At 69.2% G+C, this 24,702-nt stretch carries 16 protein-coding genes and 2 rRNA genes; 8 read left to right on the top strand and 10 right to left on the bottom strand.

All coding sequences use genetic code 11. The features are described from left to right. Window positions 1-33 precede the first annotated feature (33 nt). Window positions 34-3,157 (bottom strand): 23S ribosomal RNA (locus OHU74_RS05440). A 287-nt stretch (window positions 3,158-3,444) separates the two neighbouring features. Next, window positions 3,445-4,969, bottom strand: a 16S ribosomal RNA gene (locus OHU74_RS05445). Together the 16S and 23S rRNA genes form the textbook arrangement of a ribosomal RNA operon. Before the next feature lie 742 nt (window positions 4,970-5,711). On the opposite strand from OHU74_RS05445, the gene OHU74_RS05450 reads away from it, so the two are divergent. Beyond that, complete coding sequence (locus tag OHU74_RS05450; protein ID WP_330295273.1) at window positions 5,712-6,161, top strand: PTS glucose transporter subunit IIA; 450 nt, start codon at window positions 5,712-5,714, stop codon at window positions 6,159-6,161. A gap of 73 nt (window positions 6,162-6,234) precedes the next feature. Further along, window positions 6,235-7,905 carry a phosphoenolpyruvate--protein phosphotransferase gene (gene ptsP, locus OHU74_RS05455; RefSeq protein ID WP_330295274.1) on the top strand — a complete coding sequence of 557 codons (1,671 nt, stop codon included), beginning with the start codon at window positions 6,235-6,237 and terminating at the stop codon, window positions 7,903-7,905. A 100-nt stretch (window positions 7,906-8,005) separates the two neighbouring features. Here ptsP and OHU74_RS05460 read toward each other — a convergent pair whose 3' ends face one another. After that, window positions 8,006-8,941, bottom strand: a complete 936-nt coding sequence (locus OHU74_RS05460) for a hypothetical protein (RefSeq protein ID WP_371614848.1) — start codon at window positions 8,939-8,941, stop codon at window positions 8,006-8,008. Window positions 8,942-9,012: 71 nt separating this feature from the next. After that, entirely contained in the window at window positions 9,013-10,992 is a 1,980-nt protein-coding gene (locus OHU74_RS05465; RefSeq protein ID WP_371614849.1) for an acetoacetate--CoA ligase, read from the bottom strand. Window positions 10,993-11,259: 267 nt separating this feature from the next. Here OHU74_RS05465 and OHU74_RS05470 point away from each other — a divergent pair, with 267 nt between their 5' ends. After that, complete coding sequence (locus OHU74_RS05470; RefSeq protein ID WP_371614850.1) at window positions 11,260-13,608, top strand: glycoside hydrolase family 31 protein; 2,349 nt, start codon at window positions 11,260-11,262, stop codon at window positions 13,606-13,608. A 65-nt stretch (window positions 13,609-13,673) separates the two neighbouring features. On the opposite strand, the gene OHU74_RS05475 is transcribed toward OHU74_RS05470, so the two are convergent. Continuing rightward, window positions 13,674-15,524, bottom strand: coding sequence for a M1 family aminopeptidase (locus tag OHU74_RS05475; RefSeq protein WP_371614851.1), 1,851 nt, complete (start codon window positions 15,522-15,524; stop codon window positions 13,674-13,676). Between the two features lie 187 nt (window positions 15,525-15,711). After that, window positions 15,712-16,221: an NUDIX domain-containing protein gene (locus OHU74_RS05480; RefSeq protein WP_371614852.1), complete on the bottom strand. Its 510-nt coding sequence runs from the start codon at window positions 16,219-16,221 to the stop codon at window positions 15,712-15,714. A gap of 23 nt (window positions 16,222-16,244) precedes the next feature. Here OHU74_RS05480 and OHU74_RS05485 point away from each other — a divergent pair, with 23 nt between their 5' ends. The 4 genes from OHU74_RS05485 to OHU74_RS05500 all read left to right on the top strand — a co-directional run bounded on the left by OHU74_RS05485 (window position 16,245) and on the right by OHU74_RS05500 (window position 19,079). Beyond that, window positions 16,245-16,979, top strand: coding sequence for a M15 family metallopeptidase (locus tag OHU74_RS05485; protein WP_371614853.1), 735 nt, complete (start codon window positions 16,245-16,247; stop codon window positions 16,977-16,979). A 14-nt stretch (window positions 16,980-16,993) separates the two neighbouring features. Next, window positions 16,994-17,338 (top strand): Mpo1-like protein, encoded by a 345-nt coding sequence (locus OHU74_RS05490; protein ID WP_371614854.1) that lies wholly within the window; start codon window positions 16,994-16,996, stop codon window positions 17,336-17,338. A 65-nt stretch (window positions 17,339-17,403) separates the two neighbouring features. Continuing rightward, window positions 17,404-17,883, top strand: coding sequence for a Zn-ribbon domain-containing OB-fold protein (locus tag OHU74_RS05495; protein WP_371614855.1), 480 nt, complete (start codon window positions 17,404-17,406; stop codon window positions 17,881-17,883). Beyond that, complete coding sequence (locus OHU74_RS05500; protein ID WP_371614856.1) at window positions 17,880-19,079, top strand: lipid-transfer protein; 1,200 nt, start codon at window positions 17,880-17,882, stop codon at window positions 19,077-19,079. The genes OHU74_RS05495 and OHU74_RS05500 overlap by 4 nt, the downstream gene beginning before the upstream one ends. Window positions 19,080-19,270: 191 nt before the next feature. Here the strand turns inward: OHU74_RS05500 and OHU74_RS05505 are convergent, their stop codons facing one another. From OHU74_RS05505 to OHU74_RS05520, 4 genes are read right to left on the bottom strand one after another with little or no spacing between them, the layout of a single operon-like run. Then, on the bottom strand, window positions 19,271-19,897 hold the full coding sequence (locus OHU74_RS05505; protein WP_371614857.1) for an ATP/GTP-binding protein: 627 nt from the start codon (window positions 19,895-19,897) through the stop codon (window positions 19,271-19,273). Beyond that, entirely contained in the window at window positions 19,878-20,363 is a 486-nt protein-coding gene (locus OHU74_RS05510) for a DUF742 domain-containing protein (protein WP_371614858.1), read from the bottom strand. The genes OHU74_RS05505 and OHU74_RS05510 overlap by 20 nt, the downstream gene beginning before the upstream one ends. A gap of 10 nt (window positions 20,364-20,373) precedes the next feature. Next, window positions 20,374-20,811, bottom strand: coding sequence for a roadblock/LC7 domain-containing protein (locus OHU74_RS05515; RefSeq protein WP_330295286.1), 438 nt, complete (start codon window positions 20,809-20,811; stop codon window positions 20,374-20,376). Next, window positions 20,808-23,852, bottom strand: a complete 3,045-nt coding sequence (locus tag OHU74_RS05520; protein ID WP_371614859.1) for a nitrate- and nitrite sensing domain-containing protein — start codon at window positions 23,850-23,852, stop codon at window positions 20,808-20,810. The genes OHU74_RS05515 and OHU74_RS05520 overlap by 4 nt, the downstream gene beginning before the upstream one ends. 360 nt (window positions 23,853-24,212) lie before the next feature. Here OHU74_RS05520 and OHU74_RS05525 point away from each other — a divergent pair, with 360 nt between their 5' ends. After that, window positions 24,213-24,695: a hypothetical protein gene (locus OHU74_RS05525; RefSeq protein ID WP_371614860.1), complete on the top strand. Its 483-nt coding sequence runs from the start codon at window positions 24,213-24,215 to the stop codon at window positions 24,693-24,695. The last annotated feature ends 7 nt before the right edge of the window (window positions 24,696-24,702 follow it).

Below are 24,702 nucleotides of genomic sequence, written 5' to 3' on the forward strand. Positions count from 1 at the left end.
ACTTCAGAACTAACACAGTGGACGCGAGCAACTGAGGACAAGCCCTCGGCCTATTAGTACCAGTCAGCTCCACCCGTTACCGGGCTTCCACATCTGGCCTATCAACCCAGTCGTCTACTGGGAGCCTTACCCTCTCAAGGAGGTGGGAATACTCATCTTGAAGCAGGCTTCCCGCTTAGATGCTTTCAGCGGTTATCCCTCCCGAACGTAGCCAACCAGCCATGCCCTTGGCAGGACAACTGGCACACCAGAGGTTCGTCCGTCCCGGTCCTCTCGTACTAGGGACAGCCCTTCTCAATATTCCTACGCGCACAGCGGATAGGGACCGAACTGTCTCACGACGTTCTAAACCCAGCTCGCGTACCGCTTTAATGGGCGAACAGCCCAACCCTTGGGACCGACTCCAGCCCCAGGATGCGACGAGCCGACATCGAGGTGCCAAACCATCCCGTCGATATGGACTCTTGGGGAAGATCAGCCTGTTATCCCCGGGGTACCTTTTATCCGTTGAGCGACGGCGCTTCCACAAGCCACCGCCGGATCACTAGTCCCGACTTTCGTCCCTGCTCGACCCGTCGGTCTCACAGTCAAGCTCCCTTGTGCACTTACACTCAACACCTGATTGCCAACCAGGCTGAGGGAACCTTTGGGCGCCTCCGTTACTTTTTGGGAGGCAACCGCCCCAGTTAAACTACCCATCAGACACTGTCCCTGATCCGGATCACGGACCGAGGTTAGACATCCAGCACGACCAGAGTGGTATTTCAACGGCGACTCCACCATGACTGGCGTCACAGCTTCAAAGTCTCCCACCTATCCTACACAAGCCGAACCGAACACCAATATCAAACTATAGTAAAGGTCCCGGGGTCTTTCCGTCCTGCTGCGCGAAACGAGCATCTTTACTCGTAGTGCAATTTCACCGGGCCTATGGTTGAGACAGTCGAGAAGTCGTTACGCCATTCGTGCAGGTCGGAACTTACCCGACAAGGAATTTCGCTACCTTAGGATGGTTATAGTTACCACCGCCGTTTACTGGCGCTTAAGTTCTCAGCTTCGCCACACCGAAATGTGACTAACCGGTCCCCTTAACGTTCCAGCACCGGGCAGGCGTCAGTCCGTATACATCGCCTTACGGCTTCGCACGGACCTGTGTTTTTAGTAAACAGTCGCTTCTCGCTGGTCTCTGCGGCCACCCCCAGCTCACGGAGTAAATCCGATCACCAGTGATGGCCCCCCTTCTCCCGAAGTTACGGGGGCATTTTGCCGAGTTCCTTAACCATAGTTCACCCGAACGCCTCGGTATTCTCTACCTGACCACCTGAGTCGGTTTAGGGTACGGGCCGCCATGAAACTCGCTAGAGGCTTTTCTCGACAGCATAGGATCATCCACTTCACCACAATCGGCTCGGCATCAGGTCTCAGCCTTATATGAGGGACGGATTTGCCTACCCCTCGGCCTACACCCTTACCCCGGGACTACCACCGCCCGGGCTGGACTACCTTCCTGCGTCACCCCATCGCTTACCTACTACAAGTCTGGTTCGTCGGCTCCACCACTTTCCTTTCCCCGAAGGGTCCGGAACGGCTTCACGGACTTAGCATCGCCTGATTCGATATTGGGCGTTTCAAAGCGGGTACCGGAATATCAACCGGTTGTCCATCGACTACGCCTGTCGGCCTCGCCTTAGGTCCCGACTTACCCTGGGCAGATCAGCTTGACCCAGGAACCCTTAGTCAATCGGCGCACACGTTTCTCACGTGTGTATCGCTACTCATGCCTGCATTCTCACTCGTGAACCGTCCACAACTAGCTTCCGCTGCTGCTTCACCCGGCACACGACGCTCCCCTACCCATCACAGCGGGCGTTGGCCCTATTGCTGCAATGACACGACTTCGGCGGTACGCTTGAGCCCCGCTACATTGTCGGCGCGGAATCACTTGACCAGTGAGCTATTACGCACTCTTTCAAGGGTGGCTGCTTCTAAGCCAACCTCCTGGTTGTCTCTGCGACTCCACATCCTTTCCCACTTAGCGTACGCTTAGGGGCCTTAGTCGATGCTCTGGGCTGTTTCCCTCTCGACCATGGAGCTTATCCCCCACAGTCTCACTGCCACGCTCTCACTTACCGGCATTCGGAGTTTGGCTAAGGTCAGTAACCCGGTAGGGCCCATCGCCTATCCAGTGCTCTACCTCCGGCAAGAAACACGTGACGCTGCACCTAAATGCATTTCGGGGAGAACCAGCTATCACGGAGTTTGATTGGCCTTTCACCCCTAACCACAGGTCATCCCCCAGGTTTTCAACCCTGGTGGGTTCGGTCCTCCACGAAGTCTTACCTCCGCTTCAACCTGCCCATGGCTAGATCACTCCGCTTCGGGTCTAGAGCGTGCAACTCAATCGCCCTATTCGGACTCGCTTTCGCTACGGCTTCCCCACACGGGTTAACCTCGCTACACACCGCTAACTCGCAGGCTCATTCTTCAAAAGGCACGCAGTCACGACCGTTATTCCGAAGAATAACGGCGACGCTCCCACGGCTTGTAGGCACACGGTTTCAGGTACTATTTCACTCCGCTCCCGCGGTACTTTTCACCATTCCCTCACGGTACTATCCGCTATCGGTCACCAGGGAATATTTAGGCTTAGCGGGTGGTCCCGCCAGATTCACACGGGATTTCTCGGGCCCCGTGCTACTTGGGAGATTCTTAAGCAAGCCGCTGATGTTTCGTCTACGGGGGTCTTACCCTCTACGCCGGACCTTTCGCATGTCCTTCGACTACATCAACGGTTTCTGACTCGCCGACCGGCCGGCAGACCGATCAAAAGAATTCCCACAACCCCGCATGCGCAACCCCTGCCGGGTATCACACGCATACGGTTTGGCCTGATCCGGTTTCGCTCGCCACTACTCCCGGAATCACGGTTGTTTTCTCTTCCTGCGGGTACTGAGATGTTTCACTTCCCCGCGTTCCCTCCACACTGCCTATGTGTTCAGCAGTGGGTGACAGCCCATGACGACTGCCGGGTTTCCCCATTCGGACACCCCCGGATCAAAGCTCAGTTGGCAGCTCCCCGGGGCCTATCGCGGCCTCTCACGTCCTTCATCGGTTCCTGGTGCCAAGGCATCCACCGTGCGCCCTTAAAAACTTGGCCTACAGATGCTCGCGTCCACTGTGTAGTTCTCAAGCAACGACCAGCCACCCATCACCCCACCAGACAAGCTGGCGAGTTCACTGGGGCCGGCATCGCAGAAGGCATGACCTTACGGCCGTACCCTCAGATACCCAACAACGTGCCAAGCACGATCCCCCGTCAGTGACTCACTTTCCACGCCGAAGCAGTACTTGTGATCCATCCAGGAAACCGTGCCAACTAATCAACGTTCCACCCTGAGCTGACCGTGCAGAACGTTTGTCTGCAATCGGTACTGTGCTCCTTAGAAAGGAGGTGATCCAGCCGCACCTTCCGGTACGGCTACCTTGTTACGACTTCGTCCCAATCGCCAGTCCCACCTTCGACAGCTCCCTCCCTTACGGGTTGGGCCACCGGCTTCGGGTGTTACCGACTTTCGTGACGTGACGGGCGGTGTGTACAAGGCCCGGGAACGTATTCACCGCAGCAATGCTGATCTGCGATTACTAGCAACTCCGACTTCATGGGGTCGAGTTGCAGACCCCAATCCGAACTGAGACCGGCTTTTTGAGATTCGCTCCACCTCACGGTATCGCAGCTCATTGTACCGGCCATTGTAGCACGTGTGCAGCCCAAGACATAAGGGGCATGATGACTTGACGTCGTCCCCACCTTCCTCCGAGTTGACCCCGGCGGTCTCCTGTGAGTCCCCATCACCCCGAAGGGCATGCTGGCAACACAGGACAAGGGTTGCGCTCGTTGCGGGACTTAACCCAACATCTCACGACACGAGCTGACGACAGCCATGCACCACCTGTATACCGACCACAAGGGGGGCACTATCTCTAATGCTTTCCGGTATATGTCAAGCCTTGGTAAGGTTCTTCGCGTTGCGTCGAATTAAGCCACATGCTCCGCTGCTTGTGCGGGCCCCCGTCAATTCCTTTGAGTTTTAGCCTTGCGGCCGTACTCCCCAGGCGGGGAACTTAATGCGTTAGCTGCGGCACCGACGACGTGGAATGTCGCCAACACCTAGTTCCCAACGTTTACGGCGTGGACTACCAGGGTATCTAATCCTGTTCGCTCCCCACGCTTTCGCTCCTCAGCGTCAGTAATGGCCCAGAGATCCGCCTTCGCCACCGGTGTTCCTCCTGATATCTGCGCATTTCACCGCTACACCAGGAATTCCGATCTCCCCTACCACACTCTAGCTAGCCCGTATCGAATGCAGACCCGAGGTTAAGCCTCGGGCTTTCACATCCGACGTGACAAGCCGCCTACGAGCTCTTTACGCCCAATAATTCCGGACAACGCTTGCGCCCTACGTATTACCGCGGCTGCTGGCACGTAGTTAGCCGGCGCTTCTTCTGCAGGTACCGTCACTTTCGCTTCTTCCCTGCTGAAAGAGGTTTACAACCCGAAGGCCGTCATCCCTCACGCGGCGTCGCTGCATCAGGCTTTCGCCCATTGTGCAATATTCCCCACTGCTGCCTCCCGTAGGAGTCTGGGCCGTGTCTCAGTCCCAGTGTGGCCGGTCGCCCTCTCAGGCCGGCTACCCGTCGTCGCCTTGGTGGGCCATTACCCCACCAACAAGCTGATAGGCCGCGGGCTCATCCTTCACCGCCGGAGCTTTTAACCCCCGCCCATGCAGGCAGGAGTGTTATCCGGTATTAGACCCCGTTTCCAGGGCTTGTCCCAGAGTGAAGGGCAGATTGCCCACGTGTTACTCACCCGTTCGCCACTAATCCACCCCGAAGGGCTTCATCGTTCGACTTGCATGTGTTAAGCACGCCGCCAGCGTTCGTCCTGAGCCAGGATCAAACTCTCCATGAATGTTTACCCGTAATCGGGTGCACACGCACTTAGAGCGGGACAGTCATGTCGGAATAAGACCGACCGTCCACTGCGTCCTCGCTGTGTAATTGCCTGCAAGCATCACGGCAGAACCGCGACCTCACAGGTCTTTTTTCAAAGGAACCTCATCCACCGAGGTGGACGGGGTATCAACTTTTTGGCGTTGATTTTTGGCACGCTGTTGAGTTCTCAAGGAACGGACGCTTCCTTTGTACTAACCCCTGCGGGCTTTCCTCCGGGCGCTTCCTTCGTTCTGTTCTTGCGTTTCCGACTCTATCAGAGTCAGTCTCGCTTGTTTTCCGCCTTCTAGGTCCTGCGCTTTCGCGCTTTTCCCTTTCCGGCGAGTCCGACTCTATCAGTCCTTTTCCCGCTCCCTGACCACTCTCCGTTTTGCCGAAATGGGCACGCGGAAAGAAGTCGAGATGCAAGATCAGTAAGAAAGAGGAGGAGTCCCGTCCATCAGCCGTTCGCGAAATGTTCACGCGGGGCTTCCTGGCGGGAGTCTCGACAGTACAGGTCCGCCGGTGCCCAAGCAAATCGATTCAGGCGTATGGTCTAGTCCACCGGTCTAGTCCACTAGTCTCCGTGCCGAAGGACCAGTCCGGATCAGGACTAACACCGGGCGAAACCGAACATCTCGTGACTTATCCTTCTGAAGAGTACGCCGTTCGCGACAGGTAGTGACGGCGACACGAAGAAGCCCCACCCCTGGGAGGCCCCCATGACCAGCGTGACGTCCCCACTCGCCGGGCGCGCCATCGGACTCGCGGCAGTGCCCGATCCGGTGTTCTCCGGCGCGATGGTGGGACCGGGCACCGCCATTGATCCCGTACGTGAGCCCTCGGAGGCGGTGTCCCCGGTAGATGGTGTGATCGTCTCCCTCCACCCGCACGCGTACGTAGTAGTGGACGGTGAGGGCCACGGCGTCCTCACCCACCTCGGGATCGACACCGTTCAGCTCAACGGCGAGGGCTTCGAGCTGCTCGTCAGCAAGGGCGACACCGTGAGCCGCGGCCAGGCCGTCATCCGCTGGAACCCTGCTGCGGTCGAGGCCGCCGGGAAGTCCCCCATCTGCCCCATCGTGGCCCTTGAGGCGACTCCCGACTCCCTTTCCGACGTCGTCGAGTCCGGCGACGTCAAAGCTGACGACGCTCTCTTCAGCTGGCAGTGACGCGTCCGCCTGCAAAGGCGAGTCGGACATCCACCGCGACGGCTGAAGTCGTCGCTCTATCGGAGACGGTGAAATGGAGACAACGCTGCGAGGCGTCGGCGTGAGCCACGGTGTGGCGATCGGCGAGGTTCGGCACATGGGTACGGCGGTTCTCGAGCCGCCGGCTAAGCAGATCAACGCGGACGAGGCGGAGCGCGAACAGGGGCGCGCCCGTCAGGCCGTGGACGCTGTTGCGGCCGACCTGATCGCGCGCGGCCAGCTGGCCGGCGGCGAGGCTCAGCACGTGCTCGAGGCTCAGGCCATGATCGCTCAGGACCCTGAGCTGATGGCCGACGTCGACCGTCGGATCGCCGTGGGCAGCACCGCCGAGCGCGGTGTGTACGACGCCTTCTCCCAGTACCGCGAGCTGCTCGCGGGCGCCGGCGAGTACATGGCCGGCCGCGTGGCCGACCTGGACGACGTGCGCAACCGCATCGTCGCGCGCCTGCTCGGCGTGCCGATGCCGGGTGTGCCGGACAGTGACGAGCCGTACGTGCTGATCGCGCGGGACCTCGCTCCCGCCGACACCGCTCTGCTCGACCCGGCGCTCGTGCTCGGTTTCGTGACCGAGGAAGGCGGCCCGACCAGCCACAGCGCGATCCTCGCGCGGGCGCTGGGCGTGCCGGCCATCGTGGCGCTGCCGGGCGCCGGCGAGATCGCCGAGGGCACCCTCATCGCCGTCGACGGCAGCACGGGTGACCTGTTCGTGGACCCGTCGCCCGAGAAGCGCGCCGAGCTGGAGGCCGCGGCCGCCGAGCGCAAGGCCGCTCTCTCCGCGTCGTCGGGCCCGGGTGCGACGTCCGACGGTCACAAGGTGCCGCTGCTGGCCAACATCGGCGGTCCCGCCGACGTGCCGGCGGCCGTCGAGGCCGGGGCCGAGGGTGTGGGCCTGTTCCGCACCGAGTTCCTCTTCCTGGACGACAGCAAGAAGGCGCCGACCGAGGAGAAGCAGGTCGAGTCGTACCGCAAGGTGCTCGAGGCCTTCCCCGAGGGTCGTGTCGTCGTACGCGTCCTGGACGCCGGCGCGGACAAGCCGCTGGACTTCCTGACCCCGGCCGACGAGCCGAACCCGGCTCTGGGTGTCCGTGGTCTGCGCTCGCTGCTCGACCACCCGGACGTGCTGCGTACGCAGCTCACCGCGCTGGCCAAGGCCTCCGCGGGGCTGCCGGTCTACCTCGAGGTCATGGCCCCGATGGTGGCGGACCGGATCGACGCCAAGGCGTTCGCGGACGCGTGCCGCGAGGCCGGTCTGCAGGCGAAGTTCGGCGCGATGGTGGAGATCCCCTCCGCCGCGCTGCGGGCGCGCTCGATCCTGCAGGAGGTCGAGTTCCTGTCGCTGGGCACCAACGACCTCGCGCAGTACGCCTTCGCGGCCGACCGCCAGGTCGGTGCCGTCTCGCGACTGCAGGACCCGTGGCAGCCCGCGCTGCTCGACCTGATCGCCATGTCGGCCGACGCCGCCAAGGCCGAGGGCAAGAGCTGCGGTGTCTGTGGCGAGGCCGCTTCCGACCCGCTGCTGGCCTGTGTGCTGACGGGTCTGGGTGTCACCTCCCTGTCGATGGGTGCCGCTTCGATTCCCTACGTCCGGGCGACGCTCGCCAAGTACACCCTCGCGCAGTGCGAGCGTGCGGCTGCCGCCGCCCGTGCCGCGGACAGTGCCGAGGAGGCCCGTGTGGCCGCCCAGGCGGTGCTGTCCGGCGAGTAGGACGGGAGGGCCACCGCGCCCGACTGTGTCCGTTTCGATCGAGGGGCCTTCGCCGGTGGCGAGGGCCCCTCGGCCGTTTCCGGGTCCCCACCCGTTCGGGTCAGTGGTGCGGCCCCGATTCGTCCACTTCGTACCCGGGGAGGTATTCGACCCCTGGTTCCGGGGCCACGGGGTCTCCGGTGTCGGCGTCGGTGCAGTAGGCGTTGAAGACGGCCGCCGCGGAGAGGGGTACCAGGCGGCCGCGGTCCAGGCGCCAGCCGTGGACGCGGTCCCGGTGTCCTTCGGTGGCGCTGCGCAGGACCAGTCCCCCGGGTCCGCCGAGGGCCAGGCCCGCGGCGAGGACGGTCACGAAGTCGAGGCCCTCGCGGCCCTCGATCTCCGGCGGGCCCTCGGGGCTCGTGTCCGCGTGGAGCACGGCCACGAGCTGTTCGGTCTCGGTGGGGACGCTGCACACCAGGTGGTGGTGGCCGGGGCCGGCCCGTCGCACCAGGTGTTCCAGTGCGCCGGCGGCCCGTTCGAAGGAGGCCGTCCCGATGTCCTCCCCGCAGTCGGCGCAGCCGCCCACGCCCGCGAGCAGCGTGGTGGCGTACTCCCAGGTGGCCTGTCGGACGGCCTCGTCGACGAGGAGCGGGACCAGCTCGTCGATGGGCTGGCCCGCGTACGGGAGGCCGGGGCCCGTGGCGGCCAGTTCGGCGGTGAAGCGGGTCCGGGCCGCGGGCGTGTCCGGGTCGATCCCGTGCTCCGTGCAGAAGTCGGCGTACTCCTCGGGATCGAAGAGGGTCACGGTGGTGTGGATGCCCTGAGCCGCGAGGGAGCGGAGCAGGCCGTCGATCTGGTCCAGGTAGTCGCGGTGGTCTTCGAAGGTGAAGCTGCGGTATCCGCGCATGGCCGCGAAGTCCCCGGCGTCGGCCAGGAGGCCGACGGTTCCGGGGACTTCGCGGCGCAGTGTGCGGCGCCTGCCGGCGCGGACGCCGCGAGCGGTACGGGCGGGCCGTCCCGCGGTGGCGCTGGTCCTGCTGTCGTTCGAGCGTGGCATCGGGTCCCCCTGAGTGGCGCTATCGCTTGCTCACTCAGAGTAATCAGAGCCACTGACAGTGACCTCCGGGCTCAGCGCCGGGTGCGGGCGAGCTCCTCGTAGAAGCGCAGGAGGTCGAGGTTGTCGACCGAGCCGGGATTGACGGCCTTGTCCATGGGGGCGCCCTGGAGGAGGCGCTTGACCGGGACCTCGATGCGCTTGCCGGTCAGGGTGTGCGGGACGCCCGGGACCTCGATGATCTCGTCGGGGACGTGGCGCGGGGAGAGCTCCTCGCGGATCGTCGCCTTGATCCGGGCGCGGAGGTCCTCGTCGAGGACCGCGCCGGGTACGAGGTGGACGAAGAGCGGCATCCAGTAGCCGCCGTTCGGCTCCTCCAGGCCGATGACCAGGGATTCCTTGATCTCCGGGAGCCGTTCCACGGCCTCGTAGATATCGGCCGAGCCCATCCGGACGCCCTGGCGGTTCAGGGTGGAGTCGGAGCGGCCGTGGATGACCACGGAGCCGTGGTCGGTGATCGTGATCCAGTCACCGTGGCGCCAGACGCCCGGGAACATCTCGAAGTAGCTGTCGCGGTAGCGGCTGCCGTCCGGGTCGTTCCAGAAGCGGATCGGCATCGACGGCATGGGGTTGGTGACCACGAGCTCGCCGACCTCGCCGATGACGGGCTTCCCCGACGGGTCCCAGGCCTGGAGGTCCGTGCCCAGGCAGGCGGCCTGGAGCTCGCCGATGTGGACCGGGAGGGTGGGTACGGCGCCGGCGAAGCAGCTGCAGACGTCGGTGCCGCCGCTGACGGAGGCGATCCAGAGGTCCTCGGCCACCTCGTCGTGCAGCCAGCGGAAGCCGTCGGGCGGCAGCGGGGAGCCGGTGGTCGCCACGCACTTGACCGCGGACAGGTCGAAGTCCCGGGACGGATGGACTTCGGCCTTCCGGCAGGCCATCACGTAGGCGGCGGAAGTCCCGTACAGAGTGGCTTTGGTCCGCTCCGCGATGCGCCATTGGGCACCGGTGTCGGGGAATCCCGGGCTGCCGTCGTAGAGCACGACGGTGGTGCCGGTGAGCAGGCCGGAGACGAGGAAGTTCCACATCATCCAGCCGGTGGAGGTGTACCAGAAGAACCGGTCCCCGGGACCGAGGTCGCAGTGGAGGCCGATCTGCTTGAGGTGTTCCAGGAGGATGCCGCCCTGGGACTGGACGATCGCCTTGGGCAGGCCGGTGGTCCCGGAGGAGTAGAGGACCCAGAGCGGGTGGTCGAAGGGGACCGGCTCGAAGACGGGCTCCGCGTCTCCCGCCGTGAGGGCCGACCAGTCCAGGGCTCCGGCGGGGGCCGGCGTGCCGAGGAGCGGGATGTGGACCACGGCGCGCAGCGAGGGGAGCTCGGCGCGAAGCTCGGCGACGGTGTCGCGGCGGTCGTGCTCCTTGCCGCCGTAGCGGTAGCCGTCGACGGTGAAGAGGACGACCGGTTCGACCTGCTGGAAGCGGTCCAGGACGCTGCGGGCGCCGAAATCGGGGGCGCAGGAGGTCCAGACTCCGCCGACCGCGGCGGTGGCGAGGAGCGCGGTGACGGCTTCGGGGATGTTGGGGAGGTAGCCGCTGACCCGGTCGCCGGGGCGTACGCCCAGCGCCCGCAGTTCGGCGGCGAGTGCGCCGACCTGGCGGCGGAGCTCGGCCCAGGTGACGGGGGTGGGCTCGTGGGTCTCGTCCACGTGGAGCAGGGCCGCGTCGGCGGCGCGTGCGGGGTCCTCGGCGGCGCGCAGGGCGTGCTCGGCGTAGTTGAGGGTGGCGCCGGGGAACCAGTGTGCGCCGGGCATGGACCGGTCGGCGAGGACGGACTGGTACGGGGTGGTGAAGCGGACGTCGAACCATTCGGCGACGGCCTGCCAGAAGGTGTCGAGCTCGTCGACGGACCAGCTGTGCAGGGCCGGGTAGCCGCCGTCGGCGGGGGCGCCGTGGTGTTCGGCGGCCCAGGCCTGGAAGGCGGTGATCCGGGCCGCGGCGATCCGGTCGGGGCCCGGGGACCAGAGGGGCTCGGAGGGGGTGGCTGCTGCGGTCATGCGTCGGCTCCCGGTCACGTCTGCGGCTCGCGCTTCGTGGGCGTGTCGTGTCGGCTGGTGTGTCGTGTGGTGCTGCTGTGGTGCGTCTTGTGGTGTTCGTACGGTGTCACCGCGCGCGGGGTGGGAGCGCGGAGGCACACAGGGACGATGCCATGTGATCGACATCCGCACCAGAGCCGTCATCGGCGGTCGGTCGTGATCCTTTTGAGAGTGAACGGCAGTTGAACGCAGCCTTCTCGGGCAGGTGCCGGTGGCAGGGTGGGCGCCATGGACGGTCGTGAGCTGGTACGTGCGGTGAAGGAGCTCGGCAGCGAGCGGGGGCGGCGCGCCTGGCGCTCGGCCTGGCGCAACCGGCGCGTGGACAGGGAGGGGCTCGCACCCCGGGGCGCGGAGCGGGCGCGGGTGCCGGGTCTGCTGACCGGTACGGAGCCCCGGCCGGGCGGGGGCGTGCTGCGGTTCACCCGTTCGGAGCTGCTGGTACGGGTCACCGCGGGCGGGGCGGTGTTCTGGGGCTGGGACGGGGCCGCGCCCACCCCCTCGTACGCGGTGGTCGGCAACGGGCCGGAGGCCGATCCGCGCGCGGTGCTGGAACCGGACACCGGGGGCGGCTGGCGGGTGGTCTCCGAGCGGGTGACCGTCGCGGTGTCCCGGCACGGGGCGGTGGAGGTGCGCACCCCGGGCGGGACGGTGCTGCGCCGCGAGCTCCCGCCGCGCTGGTGGGAACCGGTGGAGGGCGGCGGCGGGCACGGAGCCCGGTGGCTGCTGCGCAGCGAGGTCCCGGCGGACGCGCGGGTGTTCGGTCTCGGCGGGCGGGCGGCAGGGCCCCGGCTCAGGGACGGCTCCTACCGGCTGTGGAACACCGACCCGAAGCACGGGTTCGGCCTGACCGGGGATCCGCTGTACATCACGATGCCGGTGCAGCTGGTGGTGGCGGACGCCGGCACGCACCTGGTGTTCCACGACAACACCTGGGACGGGCGGGTGGTGTTGCGGGAGGGCGAGGAGGGGGCCGGTTCGGGTGCGGACCGGCCGGGGAGCTGCGAGCTGCGCATGGAGGGCGGTCCGCTGCGCTGCTGGGTGCTGGTGGGCCCGCCCGCGCGGGTGCTGCAGGGCTGGTCGGGGCTGACGGGCGGCGCGGCCGTGCCGCCGGAGTGGGCGCTGGGGTACCAGCACGCGCGGTGGGGGTTCGGGGACGCGGCGCAGGTGCGCCGGATCGTGGCCGGGTACGCGGATCGGGGCCTGCCGCTCTCGGCCGTCCATCTGGACATCGACCACTACGACGGCCACCGGGTCTTCACCGTGGACCGCGAGCGGTTCCCCGATCTGCCGGGGCTGGCCGCCGAGTTGGCGGAGGGCGGCGTACGCCTGGTCTCGATCGTCGACCCGGCGGTGAAGGCGGGCGATCCCGTGCACGCCTCGGGTCTGGAGGTCGGCGAGCACGGGGCCTTCGTACGGGACGCGGCGGGGCGGGAGGTCCGCGGCGAGGTGTGGCCGGGCGAGTGCGCGTACCCGGACTTCACCGATCCGGCCGCGCGGAAGTGGTGGGGCGGGCTCTACGGGGAACGGCTCGCGCAGGGCTTCGCCGGGGTGTGGCACGACATGAACGAGCCGGTCTCCTTCGCCCCGTTCGGGGACCGGACGCTCCCCCGTTCGGCGCGGCACGTCCTGGACGGGGCGGGCGGGGACCACCGGGCCGCGCACAACGTGTACGCCCTGGGGATGGCGCGGGCCGGCTGGGAGGGACTGGTGCGACTGCGCCCGGCCGAGCGGCCGTTCCTCTTCTCCAGGTCGGGGTGGGCGGGCATGCAGCGGTACGGGGGCACGTGGTCGGGGGACGTGGAGAGCAGCTGGGACGGGCTGCGGGCCTCGCTGGCGCTGGTCCTGGGGCTCGGACTGTGCGGGGTGCCGTACTCGGGCCCCGACGTCGGCGGCTTCTGGGGTTCTCCCTCACCGGAGTTGTACTTGCGGTGGCTGCAACTGGGCTCGTACCTGCCGCTGTTCCGGACGCACTCGGCGATCTTCGCGGGGCGGCGCGAGCCGTGGGAGTTCGGCGAAAAAACGACGGAGGCGGCCCGGGCCGTGTTGCTGGAACGGGAGCGGCTGCGCCCCTACTTCGTGACGCTGGCCCATCTGGCGCGGCGGACGGGAGCCCCGTACGTGCGGCCGCTGTGGTGGGGGACGCCGGAGGACCGGGCGCTGCGGGACTGCGAGGACGCGTTCCTGCTGGGCGACGCGCTGCTGGTGGCTCCGGTGCTGGAGTGCGGCTCGGACCGGCGGGCGGTGCGGCTGCCGCGCGGCCGGTGGTACGACACGGCGACGGGCGCGGCCCACGAGGGTCCGGGCCAGGTGCTGCTGGACGCCCCGGCGGACCGGATTCCGGTGCTGGCCCGGGCGGGCTCGCTCCTGCCGGTCGGCGCGGCCGACGGGTCGGTGGTCCTGGAGGCCTGGGCCCCGGCGCGGGGCCGTACCGGCGGTGGGCTGGTGGTCCGCGATCCGGGGCCGGGCTTCGAGCCGGGCGAGGTGGAGCGGTACACCGTGCGCTGGGCGGGGGACGCGGTGGTGGTGGAGGACGAGGCGGGCGCGCCGGTGGAGGGCGTGGTGGTGCGGGGGCTCTGACGGCGGACCGGGTCCGCCGCGGGCGGCGCCGAAGTGCGGCGCTCCCGCGGCGGAACCGGGCCCTGCTAGCCGTCGATGCGGTGCGTGGTCCAGAACGAGGTCAGGTCCGTGGTCGTGGCGGCCTGGGCGGCCGCCTTGAACTCGGCCGTGGTCGAGACTCCGTACCAGTGCGAAGTGGCGTAGTCCTTCAGGAGCTTGGCCATGGCCGTGTCGCCGAGGACGCGCCGCAGGTCGTGCAGGGCGCACTTGCCGTAGCCGTAGACGACGGTGGAGTAGCGGGACGAGTGGGCGTCCCAGTAGGCCATCGAGTTGGTGATCTTCTCGGCCGACGAGGCCCAGGAGACGCTGTTCCAGCAGCTCGCGCCGGTCTTGTTCTGCGCGAGGTCGGTGGCGTAGTCGGTGAACGACTCGTCCAGCCAGGGGCTGGTGTACTCGTCGTCGCCGACGATGCCGTACCACCACTGGTGGGCGATCTCGTGGGTGAGGGCCGTGGTGCTGACCAGGTCGAGGACGAACCCGGGGTACTCCATGCCGCCGAACCAGTAGTTGTTGTCGATGACCGCGTCCAGCTCGCCGTACGGGTAGGCCCCGAACCGGGCGGAGTGGGCGTCCACCGCGGACTTCGCGGTGGTGAGCATCGACTGCGAGTCGGAGGCGCTGATGCCCGAGACGGAGTAGATGTTGACGGGGGTGCCGGAGGCCGAGGTGCCGGAGATCTTGCTGAACGGGCCGGCCGCCCAGGCGAAGTCACGGACCTTGGTGGCGGTGGCGGTGGTGACCGTGCGCCCGCTGGTTCCCGGCGTGTCGACCGAGGCGCCCGTGGCCGGCACCAGCAGGGAGGTGGGGTGGTCCAGGGTCACGTTGAAGTCGGAGGCCAGTGAGTAGAACGACTCGCCGTTGTTCGTGTACGGGTCCAGGTGCCAGCCCGCTCCGTCCCGGACCGCGAGCACCGGCAGGGCGTTGCCGACCATGCTGAAGGCCCCGTCGTAGCCGAACCGGTCGGCGCCGCTGGGGACGGTGATCCCCAGGTCGAAGCCGATCGTGGCGCTCTGTCCCTGTGCCAGCGGCGTCGGCAGGGTGATCTGGAGGGCGGTGCAGCCGACGGACAGCGCGCCCGCGGTGCCGCCGGTGACGTTGGTGACGGCGATCGGCATGGCGGAGCAGGTGCCGTGGTAGTTGTCCCACAGCCTCAGGTACACCTCGCTGAGGGCGGTGGCCGAGGCGTTGGTGAAGCTCGCGCTCTCGTGGCCGGTCCAGCCGGTGCCGCTGGCGTTGCTGCTCAGGTTGACGGTGTACGCGGGCGCGGCCGGGGTGCGCGTGCTGTCCGCGGGCGGGACGGTGCCGCCGGAGGTGTCGAGGGCGATGTCGTCGACGACGAAGCTGGTCTGGAGGCTGGAGTCCTCGGTGCCGGTGAAGGCGACGCTGACGGTCTGGCCCGCGAACGCCGAGACGTCGAAGGACTTCTGGGCGTAGCCGGTGTTCTTGTCGAGGTTCGAGTACGTCGCCAGCGTCGTGGTGCCGATCTTCGCCGTCAGCTTGTCGTACTTCGTGGACGTGGTGGTCTCGGCGGTGCCGATGTGGAGCCAGAACGTCAGGGTGGCGGTGCTGCAGCCGGAGGGGATCGTGACGCTCTGGGAGAGGGTGTCGGTGTGCGTACTGCCGACTCCGTTGAGCCAGGCGAAGTAGGTGCCGCCGTGGGCGGACTGGCCGGCGCGGTTGGTGATCACACTGGTCTGGGACTGGCTCCAGGGTGAAGTACCGCTTTCGAAGCCGCCGTTGCCGACCACTTGGGCCGGCGTGCAGGCGGCGGGTGCGGCCGGGGCCGCTGTCGCCGAGGTGGCGGGCAGTGCGGCGGCGATCAGCGCGGCGATGGCGAAGGCACTCGCGGCGAGGACCTTGTGGGGGGTCGATCTCACACGAAACTCCTTTGAGGCGGCCGGGATTGCGGCCTGCTCGGTGGCTGCCCGGCCGGCCTGGGTGCGCCGGAGGGCAGCCGCGGGGGTGACGGCTGCCGGAAGCCTGGCAGATTTGACCGGGGCATGCCATCAGAGTTCGGTAAAGGTGTTCCTCTCACCGCTCGCCGGACATCGGGGTCGCGCCCCGCTACGCGTACCGGCCCGCGAACCAGTCCTCCGCCGCCCGCGTGTGCAGCGGGAAAGCCAGCGGCTCCGGGCCGCGCAGGACGTGCCAGCCCGTGGTCTCGTCCGTAGGGGCCGACGCCGGCAGGGCGGCGGTCGGGCGGGCGGGGAGGAGGCCGAAGAGGATCAGGTGGCCGGCCGGGGAGCTGTGGGCCGCGGCCAGGGTGACCTCGTGGGCCGGTATCCGGATGCCGGTCTCCTCGCGGAGTTCGCGGACGACCGACGTGCGCCAGTCCTCGCCGAAGTCCATGAACCCGCCGGGCAGGGCCACGCCGCCGAGGGCCGGTTCGATGGTGCGGGTGATGACGACCAGGCCGGTGCCGAGCTCGTCCTCGACGGGGAGGAGGGCCACCGCGACCGGGAGCGGGTTGCGGTAGGCGACGTCGCCGCACGAGGGGCACGTACGGGGCCACTCGGTCGAATCGAACAGCGCTCCACAGGTGGAGCAGTGCGAGTCCCTCAGATGCGCCGGCATGCGGCGATGGTAATCCAAGGGGCATGAGGACGGCTCTCGTTGTGGTCGCCGCGCTTGTCGCGGTCGTTGCAGGAAGTACAGGAAGCGCGCAAAGCGCGAGGAGCGTGGGGGTGGGGGCCGGCGGATCCCCGCCCCCGGCCTCCGGGTTCGCCGTGCTGGCGGAGGTCGATCCGACCATCGGCCAGGACATGCGCTACGCCACCGCGCGCAACTTCACCGGGGCCGTCGTCGACGGCTACGAGGAGCCCGTCTGCCTCCTCGCGCGGCCCGCCGCCCGGGCGCTCTGGCGGGCGCAGCGCGAGGTGCTGCGGCGCGGGTACTCCCTCCTGGTCCACGACTGCTACCGGCCGCAGCGGGCCGTGGACCGGTTCGTGCGCTGGGCCGGGGACCTGGCGGACCAGGGCACGAAGGCGGAGTACTACCCCCGGGTGGACAAGGACCGGCTGATCCCGGAGGGGTACATCGCCGAGAGGTCGGGGCACAGCCGCGGGAGCACGGTGGACCTGACGCTGACCGGCCCCGGCGGGGAGCCCGTGGACATGGGGACCCCCTTCGACCACTTCGATCCGCTCGCGCACACCGACAACCCGCTGGTCACCGGCCCGGCCCGCGAGAACCGCGATCTGCTCGGGCGCGCGCTCGCCGCCCAGGGGTTCGTGAACCTGCCCGAGGAATGGTGGCACTTCACGTACAAACCGGAGGCGTTCCCGGACACGTACTTCGACTTCCCCGTCTCTGTCGCCGCCGTCCACCCCTGAGTACGGTGCCCGGCATGACCTTCAGTTCGTACGATGAGTTCTGGCCCTACTACGTGGCCATGCACTCCCGCGCCGCCACCCGCTGGATCCACCTGACCGGCACCCTCACCGGACTCGCCGTCACCGCCTACGGACTGGCGCGCGGCCGCAGGCGCTACCTCGCCGCGCTCCCCCTCATCGGGTACGGGACGGCCTGGCCCGCGCACTTCCTCATCGAGGGGAACAACCCGGCCACCTTCGGGAATCCGGGCTGGTCGCTGCGCGGGGACGCGCAGATGATCCGGATGATGCTGGCCGGGCGGGATGCGGAGCTGGGCGAGATCGCGCAGAAGTGGCTCGCCGAGAACCGGTGCCCCTAGCGGCATTCCCGTGACAGACTCCTGACGGATCGTCAGATAATCAGGAGTCTGTTTCGGGAGGGGTCTTGGAACGCACACGCACACCCGTCGTCAGCGGATGGTTCACCGGGGACGACGCGGCGGGGGACGCCACGCCCGCCGGCGGCTTCCGGCTGCTCGGCACCCGGTGCACCGCCTGCGCCGCCGTGTTCTTCCCGCGCGAGGACGCGTACTGCCGCAATCCGCACTGCCCCGGCGGCGGCGAGCTCGCCGAGACCGGGCTCTCCCCGCGCGGCCGGATCTGGTCCTACACCGACGGCCGGTACCGGCCGCCCGCGCCGTACGTGTCCGACCCGGACGCGCCCTGGACCCCGTACACCCTGGTCGCCGTGGAGCTGGAGGCCGAGGGGATGGTCGTGCTCGGTCAGACGGTGCCCGGGGTGACGGTCGCCGATCTGGCGGTCGGCATGGAGGTCGAGGTGGTGGGCGGCGTGCTCAACGAGGACCCCGCCACCGCCACCACCTGGACCACCTGGCACTTCCGGCCCGTGGGGGTGACGGAATGAGCGCCTCCGCCGCCGATATCGCCGTCCTCGGGGCCGGTATGCACCCGTGGGGCAAGTGGGGGCGCAGCTTCGTCGAGTACGGGCGGGCCGCCGCCCGGACCGCGCTCGCCGACGCCGGGCTCCAGTGGACCGACGTGCAGTCCATCGTCGGGGCCGACACCGTACGGTCGGGCTACCCCGGCTACGTGGCCGGCGCCACCTTCGCCCAGGCGCTGGGCTGGCAGGGCGCCCGCGTGACCAGCGTGTACGCGGCCTGCGCGTCCGGAGCCCAGGCCATCGGGGCGGCCCGCGCGCAGATCCTGGCCGGGCTGGCCGACGTGGTACTGGTGGTCGGGGCGGACGCCGCGCCCAAGGGGTTCTTCGCCCCGGCGGGCGGGGACCGGCCCGACGACCCGGACTGGCTGCGCTTCCGGGTCCTGGGGGCCACGAACCCCGCGTACTTCGCGCTGTACGCCCGCCGGCGCATGGCCCTCTACGGGGACACCGGTGAGGATTTCGCGCAGGTCAAGGTGAAGAACGCGGCGGCCGGGCTGCTCAACCCGAACGCCCGCTACCGCAAGGCCGTGACGGCCGAGGAGGTGGCCGCCTCGGCGATCGTCGCCGATCCGCTGCGGCTGCTCGACATCTGCGCCACCTCCGACGGGGGCGCGGCGCTCGTGCTGAGCAGCATGGACTTCGCCCGCTCGCGGGGGGTCCTCGACCCGGTGCGGATCCGGGCCGTGTCCACGGTGACGCCCACGTATCCCCGTACGGTCCTGGACCTGCCGGACATCGCGACCGACTCGGTGACCGCCGTGGAGCCCGCGGCGGGGTCGTTCAGGGCCTCGATCGCACGGGCCGCCTACGAGGAGGCGGGGCTCGGGCCCGACGACCTCTCGCTGGCCGAGGTGTACGACCTGTCCACCGCGCTGGAGCTGGAGTGGTACGAGGACATCGGCCTGTGCGGACAGGGCGAGGGGGCCAAGCTCGTACGGGAGGGCGCGACCGCGCTCGGCGGGCGGATTCCCGTCAACACCAGCGGCGGGCTGGCCTCGTTCGGCGAGGCGGTGCCGGCGCAGGCCATCGCGCAGGTGTGTGAGCTGACCTGGCAGCTGCGGGGTACCGCAGGGGAGCGCCAGGTGCCGGGGGCGCGGGCCGGAATCACCGCGAACCAGGGGCTGTTCGGCCACGGATCCGCGGTCGTCGCGGTGCGCTGACCCCTGGCCGGTCCTTGGCCGACCCTTGCTGAACAGGGGCTGTTGTCCGCACGCTTGACGGCCCCTGACGGCGGGTTCACACTCGCTCCACAGTCCCGCTCCGCGACCGGGACCCCGGATCCCCCCATGAGAGCTGCGGCCCGTACCCCAGTCGGCGGGGGTACGGGCCGCCTCCATGTCGGGCTCCGCGATCAGGCTCCGGCGGTCAGGCTCTGGCGGCGGGCCCGGGCCAGGGTCATCGCGTGCTCCACGACCCCCACCAGGACGTCCTTGACGGACTCCCGGTCCCGGGCGTCGCACAGCAGGACCGGCACCTCCGGAGCGAGGTCTAGCGCCTCGCGTACGGACACCACCGGGTGGCGGTCGGCGCCGTCGAAGCAGTTCACCGCCACCACGAAGGGGATCCCGCGCCGTTCGAAGTAGTCGACGGCGGCGAAGCAGTCGGCGAGGCGCCGGGTGTCCGCGAGGACGACCGCGCCGAGCGAGCCCTGGGCCAGCTCGTCCCACAGGAACCAGAACCGGTCCTGTCCGGGCGTGCCGAACAGGTAGAGCACCAGGTCCTCGCGGAGCGTGATCCGCCCGAAGTCCATGGCCACGGTCGTGGTGTTCTTGCCCTCCACTCCCCCGGTGTCGTCGATGCCGCGGCCCGGTTCGGAGAGCCGTTCCTCCGTCCGCAGCGGCCTGATCTCACTCACCGCACTGACCAGGGTGGTCTTGCCCACCCCGAAGCCGCCCGCGACCAGGATCTTCAGGGTCAGCGGTTCGACCGGCGTCACGGCATGCATGGCGCCGGTGCGGCTAGAGCGCCCGAAGGCCATCGATCACCTCACGCAGTATGGATTCGTCGGGCAGTTCGGCCGGGGGGACCGGCCTGGTCACGTGGACCAGTTCGTCGTCGACGAGATCGCCGATCAGGACGCGGACGACCCCGACCGCCAGGTCGAGCTCGGCCGCGAGTTCCGCCACGGACTGCGGGCGCTGCTGGCACAGCCCGAGGATGTGGGCGTGTTCCGGGGACAGCGTCGCGTCCCAGACCGGGTCGTCGGCCGCGGGCTCCGCGACCACGAGGGCGATCAGGTCGAGCCGGTGCTGGCCGGCGTGGCTGGTCCGGCCGCGGGTCATCGCGTACGGGCGCACGACGGGACCCGCCTCGTCGTCGAACCACTGGTCGGGGGCCTGATCGGGCGCCTGGTGGGCCTCGTGGGCTCGGTGGGCCTGATCGGGCGCCTCGTCGGGGGCGGGGTCGGAGAGGCGGGCGGGGTGGTCCTGGCCTGAATCGCTCATGCCGTACGACTCACCCTCCGGCTGGCAGCCCGGTGCGCGGGGCGGTCGCCAGGTGGTCACCGACGCGCTTGACCATGAGGGTCATCTCGTACGCGACCTGCCCGACATCGGAGTCGGAGTCGGCGAGGACCGCCAGGCAGCTGCCGTCTCCGGCGGCCATGACGAACAGGAACGCCTCGTCCAGCTCGACCACGGTCTGGCGGACCTTGCCGGAGTCGAAGTGGCGGCCGACGCCCTTGGCCAGGCTGTGGAAGCCGGAGGCCACGGCCGCCAGGTGCTCGCTGTCCTCGCGGGTGAGGTCCTTGGAGCTGCCGGTGGGCAGGCCGTCGCCGGAGAGGACCACCGCCTTGCGGATGCTGGCGACCTTGTCCACGAGCTCGTCGAGAAGCCAGTTGAGCGGGCCGGAGCCGCGGCCCCTGGTGTCGTTCCCGGACTGCGGTGCGGTCATCGACCGTCCCCTTCGTTCTCGTATCCGGGCCCGGTGGCGGCAGGGGCGCCGGCCTCGGTCCCGGACGGCTGCGGTGCTGGGTTCCGGACGTCCGGCCGGGCGTCCGGCCGGGCGTCGCGGCGTGCGTCCTGCTGCGAGTTCTGCTGTGCGTGCTGGTCGCGTCCCGCCGTCCAGCCGCGCTGGAGCGCGGACATGCGGCGGCGCACGTCCTCCGCGTCGCGGTCCTCCACCGTGTCGGCGGCGGCTTCGGCGGGTGCCGGGGCCGGGGCGTTCTTGAGCTGGGGCGCGAGGCTGGCCTGCCGGATCCGGCGCGGCAGGGCCGTGCCCTGGGCCGGGCCGGACTTGGCCGGGGCCGCCTCGGGGGCGCCCTGGGCCGGATCGGGGTCCGGGACGGCGGAGACCGGCCGGGGCACCCGGCGGCCGTGCTCGGCGACCAGGGTCGGCGTGGGGCGCCGGCGCGGGAGCGGTACGGCGCCCGTGGTGCGGGAGCCTTCGGCGCGGGCGGGGTCCGGGCGGGGGGACTCCAGGCGGACCGGGCCCGTGGGGGCCAGGGGCTCGCGGTCGGGGCCGCGGCGGTCGGAGCCGCGGTCGCGGTCCGGGGCGCCGTGGCCGCTCCGGTCGCGGAAGCCGTCGCGGTCTCGGAAACCGTCCCGGCCCGCGTCGCGGCCCCCGTCGCGGTCGAGGGGCCGGGCACCGCCGCGCTCGGCGGCGGCGTCCGCGGCGCGGTCGCTGATGCGTTCCCCGATGCGGTCGCCCTTCCAGGGCGTGCCGCGCTCGGCGTGCCGCTCCGCGTGCGGGCGGCCCGCCGGGCGCAGGCCGAGCAGGGCGCTGCGCGGGGTGCCGTTCGGCGGGGTCTCGTCGTCGAGGGTGGCCATGGCGGGCCGACCCTTGGCTCCGGGGTTCCCGGTGACCCCGGAGATCCCGGTGAGGCCCGTGATGCCGCTGGCGGTCCCCTCCAGGGCCGTGGCGGGGTCTTCCAGCCCCGGGATGCCGACCGGGGCCTCCAGTTCGACGGGGCCGCGCAGTTCGGCGCCGGCCGGGAGCCGGCGGTCGGCCTGCCCGCCCTCGACGGCCGCCGCGGGACGCCTGGGGCCGCCCACGGCCTTGCCGCCGGCCAGGCGGATGCCGGTGCCGTCGGTCTCGGGAGCCTCCGTCAGCAGGGCCACCGGGAGGAAGACCACCGCGGTGGTGCCCCCGTACGGGCTGGGCTGGAGGCCGATCTTGACGTCGTGGCGCTGCGCGAGGCGGCTGACCACGAACAGGCCGAGCCGGTCGGTGTCGGAGAGCTCGAACTCCGGGGTCTCGGCGAGGCGCAGGTTCGCGTCGAGCAGGGCCTCCGGGGTCATGCCGAGGCCGCGGTCGTGGATCTCCAGGGTGAACCCGTTGGCCACGCGTTCGCCGAGGACCTGGACCGCCGTGTGGGGCGGGGAGAACACCGTGGCGTTCTCGAGGAGTTCGGCGATGAGGTGGGTGACGTCGGCGACGGCCGGGCCGGCGATGCCCAGGCGCGGCAGTCGCCGTACCTCGATGCGCTCGTAGTCCTCCACCTCGGCGACGGCGGCCCGTACGACGTCCATCAGCTGGACGGGCTTGCGCCACTGGCGGGAGGGTGCGGCGCCGGAGAGGATCACCAGGCCCTCGGCGTGGCGGCGCATGCGGGTGGTCATGTGGTCGAGGCGGAAGAGGTCGGCGAGTTCCTCGGTGTCCTCGGTGCGCCGCTCCATGGTGTCGAGCAGGGTGAGCTGGCGGTGCAGGAGCACCTGGTTGCGGCGGGCGAGGTTGACGAACACCTCGGAGACCCCGCGGCGCAGTTCCGCCTGCTTGACGGCGGCCTCGATGGCGGCGCGCTGGAGGGTGTTGAGGGCCTGGCCGACCTGGCCCACCTCGTCCTTCTCGTACTCCAGGCGGGGCGCCTCGGTCTCGACGTCCACGTTCTCGCCGGCGGCGAGGCGGCGCATGACGCCGGGGAGGCGGACGCCGGAGACCTCGTGTGCCTCCTTGCGGAGCCGGGACAGGTCGCGGATCAGCTCGCGGCCGATGCGCACGGACAGGACGAGGGAGACGATGAGGGCGATGAAGCCGAGGATTCCGGCGACGGCGGCCTGGACCAGCACGTTCATGGCCACGGGCTGGACGCGCTTCTGGTAGCGGTCGCCGGCGGCGGTGCCCATGGTGGCGAGGTCGTCGAGGACCCTCTGCGCGCCCTTGTCCCATTGGGCGGCGTTGACGCCGCGCGGGTTGTTGTGGCCGGGGCCCGAGGCGATGAATCGTTCCTCTGCCTCGCGCAGGCCCCGGCTCTCCGGGTTGTTCCAGTACTGCTCGAACTGCTCCCGGTCGGCGGCCGGGAGGATCGCGAGGTTGAACTCGTAGAGCAGCTTGCGGTTGGCGACGAAGTCGGTGACGTGCCGGACGTCGTCCTGGCTGACGTTGCGGGAGGCCAGGGCCGAGGCGATGACGGCGTCCTCGCGGGAGAGCGTCTCGCGGGCGCGGGTGATGCCGACGAGGGCGCGGCCCTGCTTGTCCATCTCCACGTTCTCGAGCGCGTGGAGGTTCATGAGGAACTCGTAGCAGGGGTCGACGAGCCGGTTGTACAGCTCCAGCGCCTGGCTGGTGTTGAGGGAGCCGGCGTCGACGGCTCCGCGCAGGGCGCCGATGCCGTGGAAGGCCTCCAGGATGGAGTTCAGGCGCTGGGCGGCGAGCGGGGTGAGCTCGTCTGCCACTTCGGGGTCGCTGGCGTCGGCGGCGATCTTCGCGACCATCTCGTCGGTGGCGCCGCGCCGTTTGATGAGTTCGGAGGTCGCGGTGGAGGCGCGGGGGTCGCCGATGACCACGAGGGTCTGGCGGCGCTCCTTCTGGATGACGCGGACGACGTCCTCGACGGGGTAGCCGACCTTGTCGATGACGTAGGCCACGCCGAGGAGTTGGAAGGCCTCCTGACCTGTGATCACGGTGGCGAAGCCCCAGAGGGCGGTCAGGGAGACGAGCGGCACAAGGAGCAACGCCACGATCTTCCGGCGGATGGACTTCCCGCGAAAGCGCATGGCCTCCCCAGCCTCCCCCAGGTCAACCCCGTTACCGGGGGTTGGTGTTCCGTCATTTAAACGGCGTGAGCCTACTACTGCCACAGGGCACCCTCGAAGGCCTGTCCGGACGTTTTCGGCCGATGCTCCGGGTGAAGATCACGAGTTGTCCGATAGTTCCGGTCGAGAGCGGCCCGATATGCGGCAGATGACACTTGGTGCGGCGTCAGTTCCCGTACCGGAATGGATGGCTGGAATTATTCGTTCCGCGACGATGCGGCGCGTTCCGGAGGTCCGCGATGCGGGAATCTCTCGAGGACGCCGTACGTCTAGCTGTTCGGGGCGGGCGTGAGCGGCCGCGTGGAGGGGAGGGAGCGGGGCATGGCGAAGAAGTACGAGGACGGCGACGCGAGATCCGGGGCGTCGGCCGGGCGGGCCCTGTGGGTGGACCAGGAGGCGGGGCGCCGCCGCATGCCGGACCCGGTGCGGGACTCCGCCGTGCGCGCGGTGCTGATCGTGGCCGTGACGCTGACGGACGCGACGATCGCCTTCTTCCTGGCGGTCACCGGCTCCTGGCTGGCCTTCCCGCTGTCGCTCTGCGCGATAGCCGGGACCGTCGTGGCCACCTGGGGCGTGCTGGACGTGCTGATCACCCGGCAGATGTGGAACCAGCGGTACGGGGTCTTCTCGGAGCCCAGCAGCACGGCGCGGGGTCGTCGGCGCGAGCGGCGCCGGGCCCGCCGTGAGGCCCGGTCGCAGCCGGCGGGGGCGGGGCCCCGGCCGGCTGCGACCGGTGAGCGAATACGGGGGCGCGGCGACGCGGCCGGCATCTGGCCGCCGCCCTCGGGCACCGGGCGGGGCTGACGGGGCC

The sequence above is a fragment of the Streptomyces sp. NBC_00454 genome (genome assembly GCF_041434015.1).
Lineage (GTDB): Bacteria > Actinomycetota > Actinomycetes > Streptomycetales > Streptomycetaceae > Streptomyces.

What these genes read in the sequence shown, in the direction of transcription:
- OHU74_RS05450 (WP_330295273.1), top strand. Translation starts at nt 5,712, where the DNA reads ATGACCAGCGTGACGTCCCCACTCGCCGGGCGCGCCATCGGACTCGCG.
- ptsP (WP_330295274.1), top strand. Translation starts at nt 6,235, where the DNA reads ATGGAGACAACGCTGCGAGGCGTCGGCGTGAGCCACGGTGTGGCGATC.
- OHU74_RS05460 (WP_371614848.1), bottom strand. Translation starts at nt 8,941, where the DNA reads ATGCCACGCTCGAACGACAGCAGGACCAGCGCCACCGCGGGACGGCCC.
- OHU74_RS05465 (WP_371614849.1), bottom strand. Translation starts at nt 10,992, where the DNA reads ATGACCGCAGCAGCCACCCCCTCCGAGCCCCTCTGGTCCCCGGGCCCC.
- OHU74_RS05470 (WP_371614850.1), top strand. Translation starts at nt 11,260, where the DNA reads ATGGACGGTCGTGAGCTGGTACGTGCGGTGAAGGAGCTCGGCAGCGAG.
- OHU74_RS05480 (WP_371614852.1), bottom strand. Translation starts at nt 16,221, where the DNA reads ATGCCGGCGCATCTGAGGGACTCGCACTGCTCCACCTGTGGAGCGCTG.
- OHU74_RS05485 (WP_371614853.1), top strand. Translation starts at nt 16,245, where the DNA reads ATGAGGACGGCTCTCGTTGTGGTCGCCGCGCTTGTCGCGGTCGTTGCA.
- OHU74_RS05490 (WP_371614854.1), top strand. Translation starts at nt 16,994, where the DNA reads ATGACCTTCAGTTCGTACGATGAGTTCTGGCCCTACTACGTGGCCATG.
- OHU74_RS05500 (WP_371614856.1), top strand. Translation starts at nt 17,880, where the DNA reads ATGAGCGCCTCCGCCGCCGATATCGCCGTCCTCGGGGCCGGTATGCAC.
- OHU74_RS05505 (WP_371614857.1), bottom strand. Translation starts at nt 19,897, where the DNA reads ATGGCCTTCGGGCGCTCTAGCCGCACCGGCGCCATGCATGCCGTGACG.
- OHU74_RS05510 (WP_371614858.1), bottom strand. Translation starts at nt 20,363, where the DNA reads ATGAGCGATTCAGGCCAGGACCACCCCGCCCGCCTCTCCGACCCCGCC.
- OHU74_RS05515 (WP_330295286.1), bottom strand. Translation starts at nt 20,811, where the DNA reads ATGACCGCACCGCAGTCCGGGAACGACACCAGGGGCCGCGGCTCCGGC.
- OHU74_RS05520 (WP_371614859.1), bottom strand. Translation starts at nt 23,852, where the DNA reads ATGCGCTTTCGCGGGAAGTCCATCCGCCGGAAGATCGTGGCGTTGCTC.
- OHU74_RS05525 (WP_371614860.1), top strand. Translation starts at nt 24,213, where the DNA reads ATGGCGAAGAAGTACGAGGACGGCGACGCGAGATCCGGGGCGTCGGCC.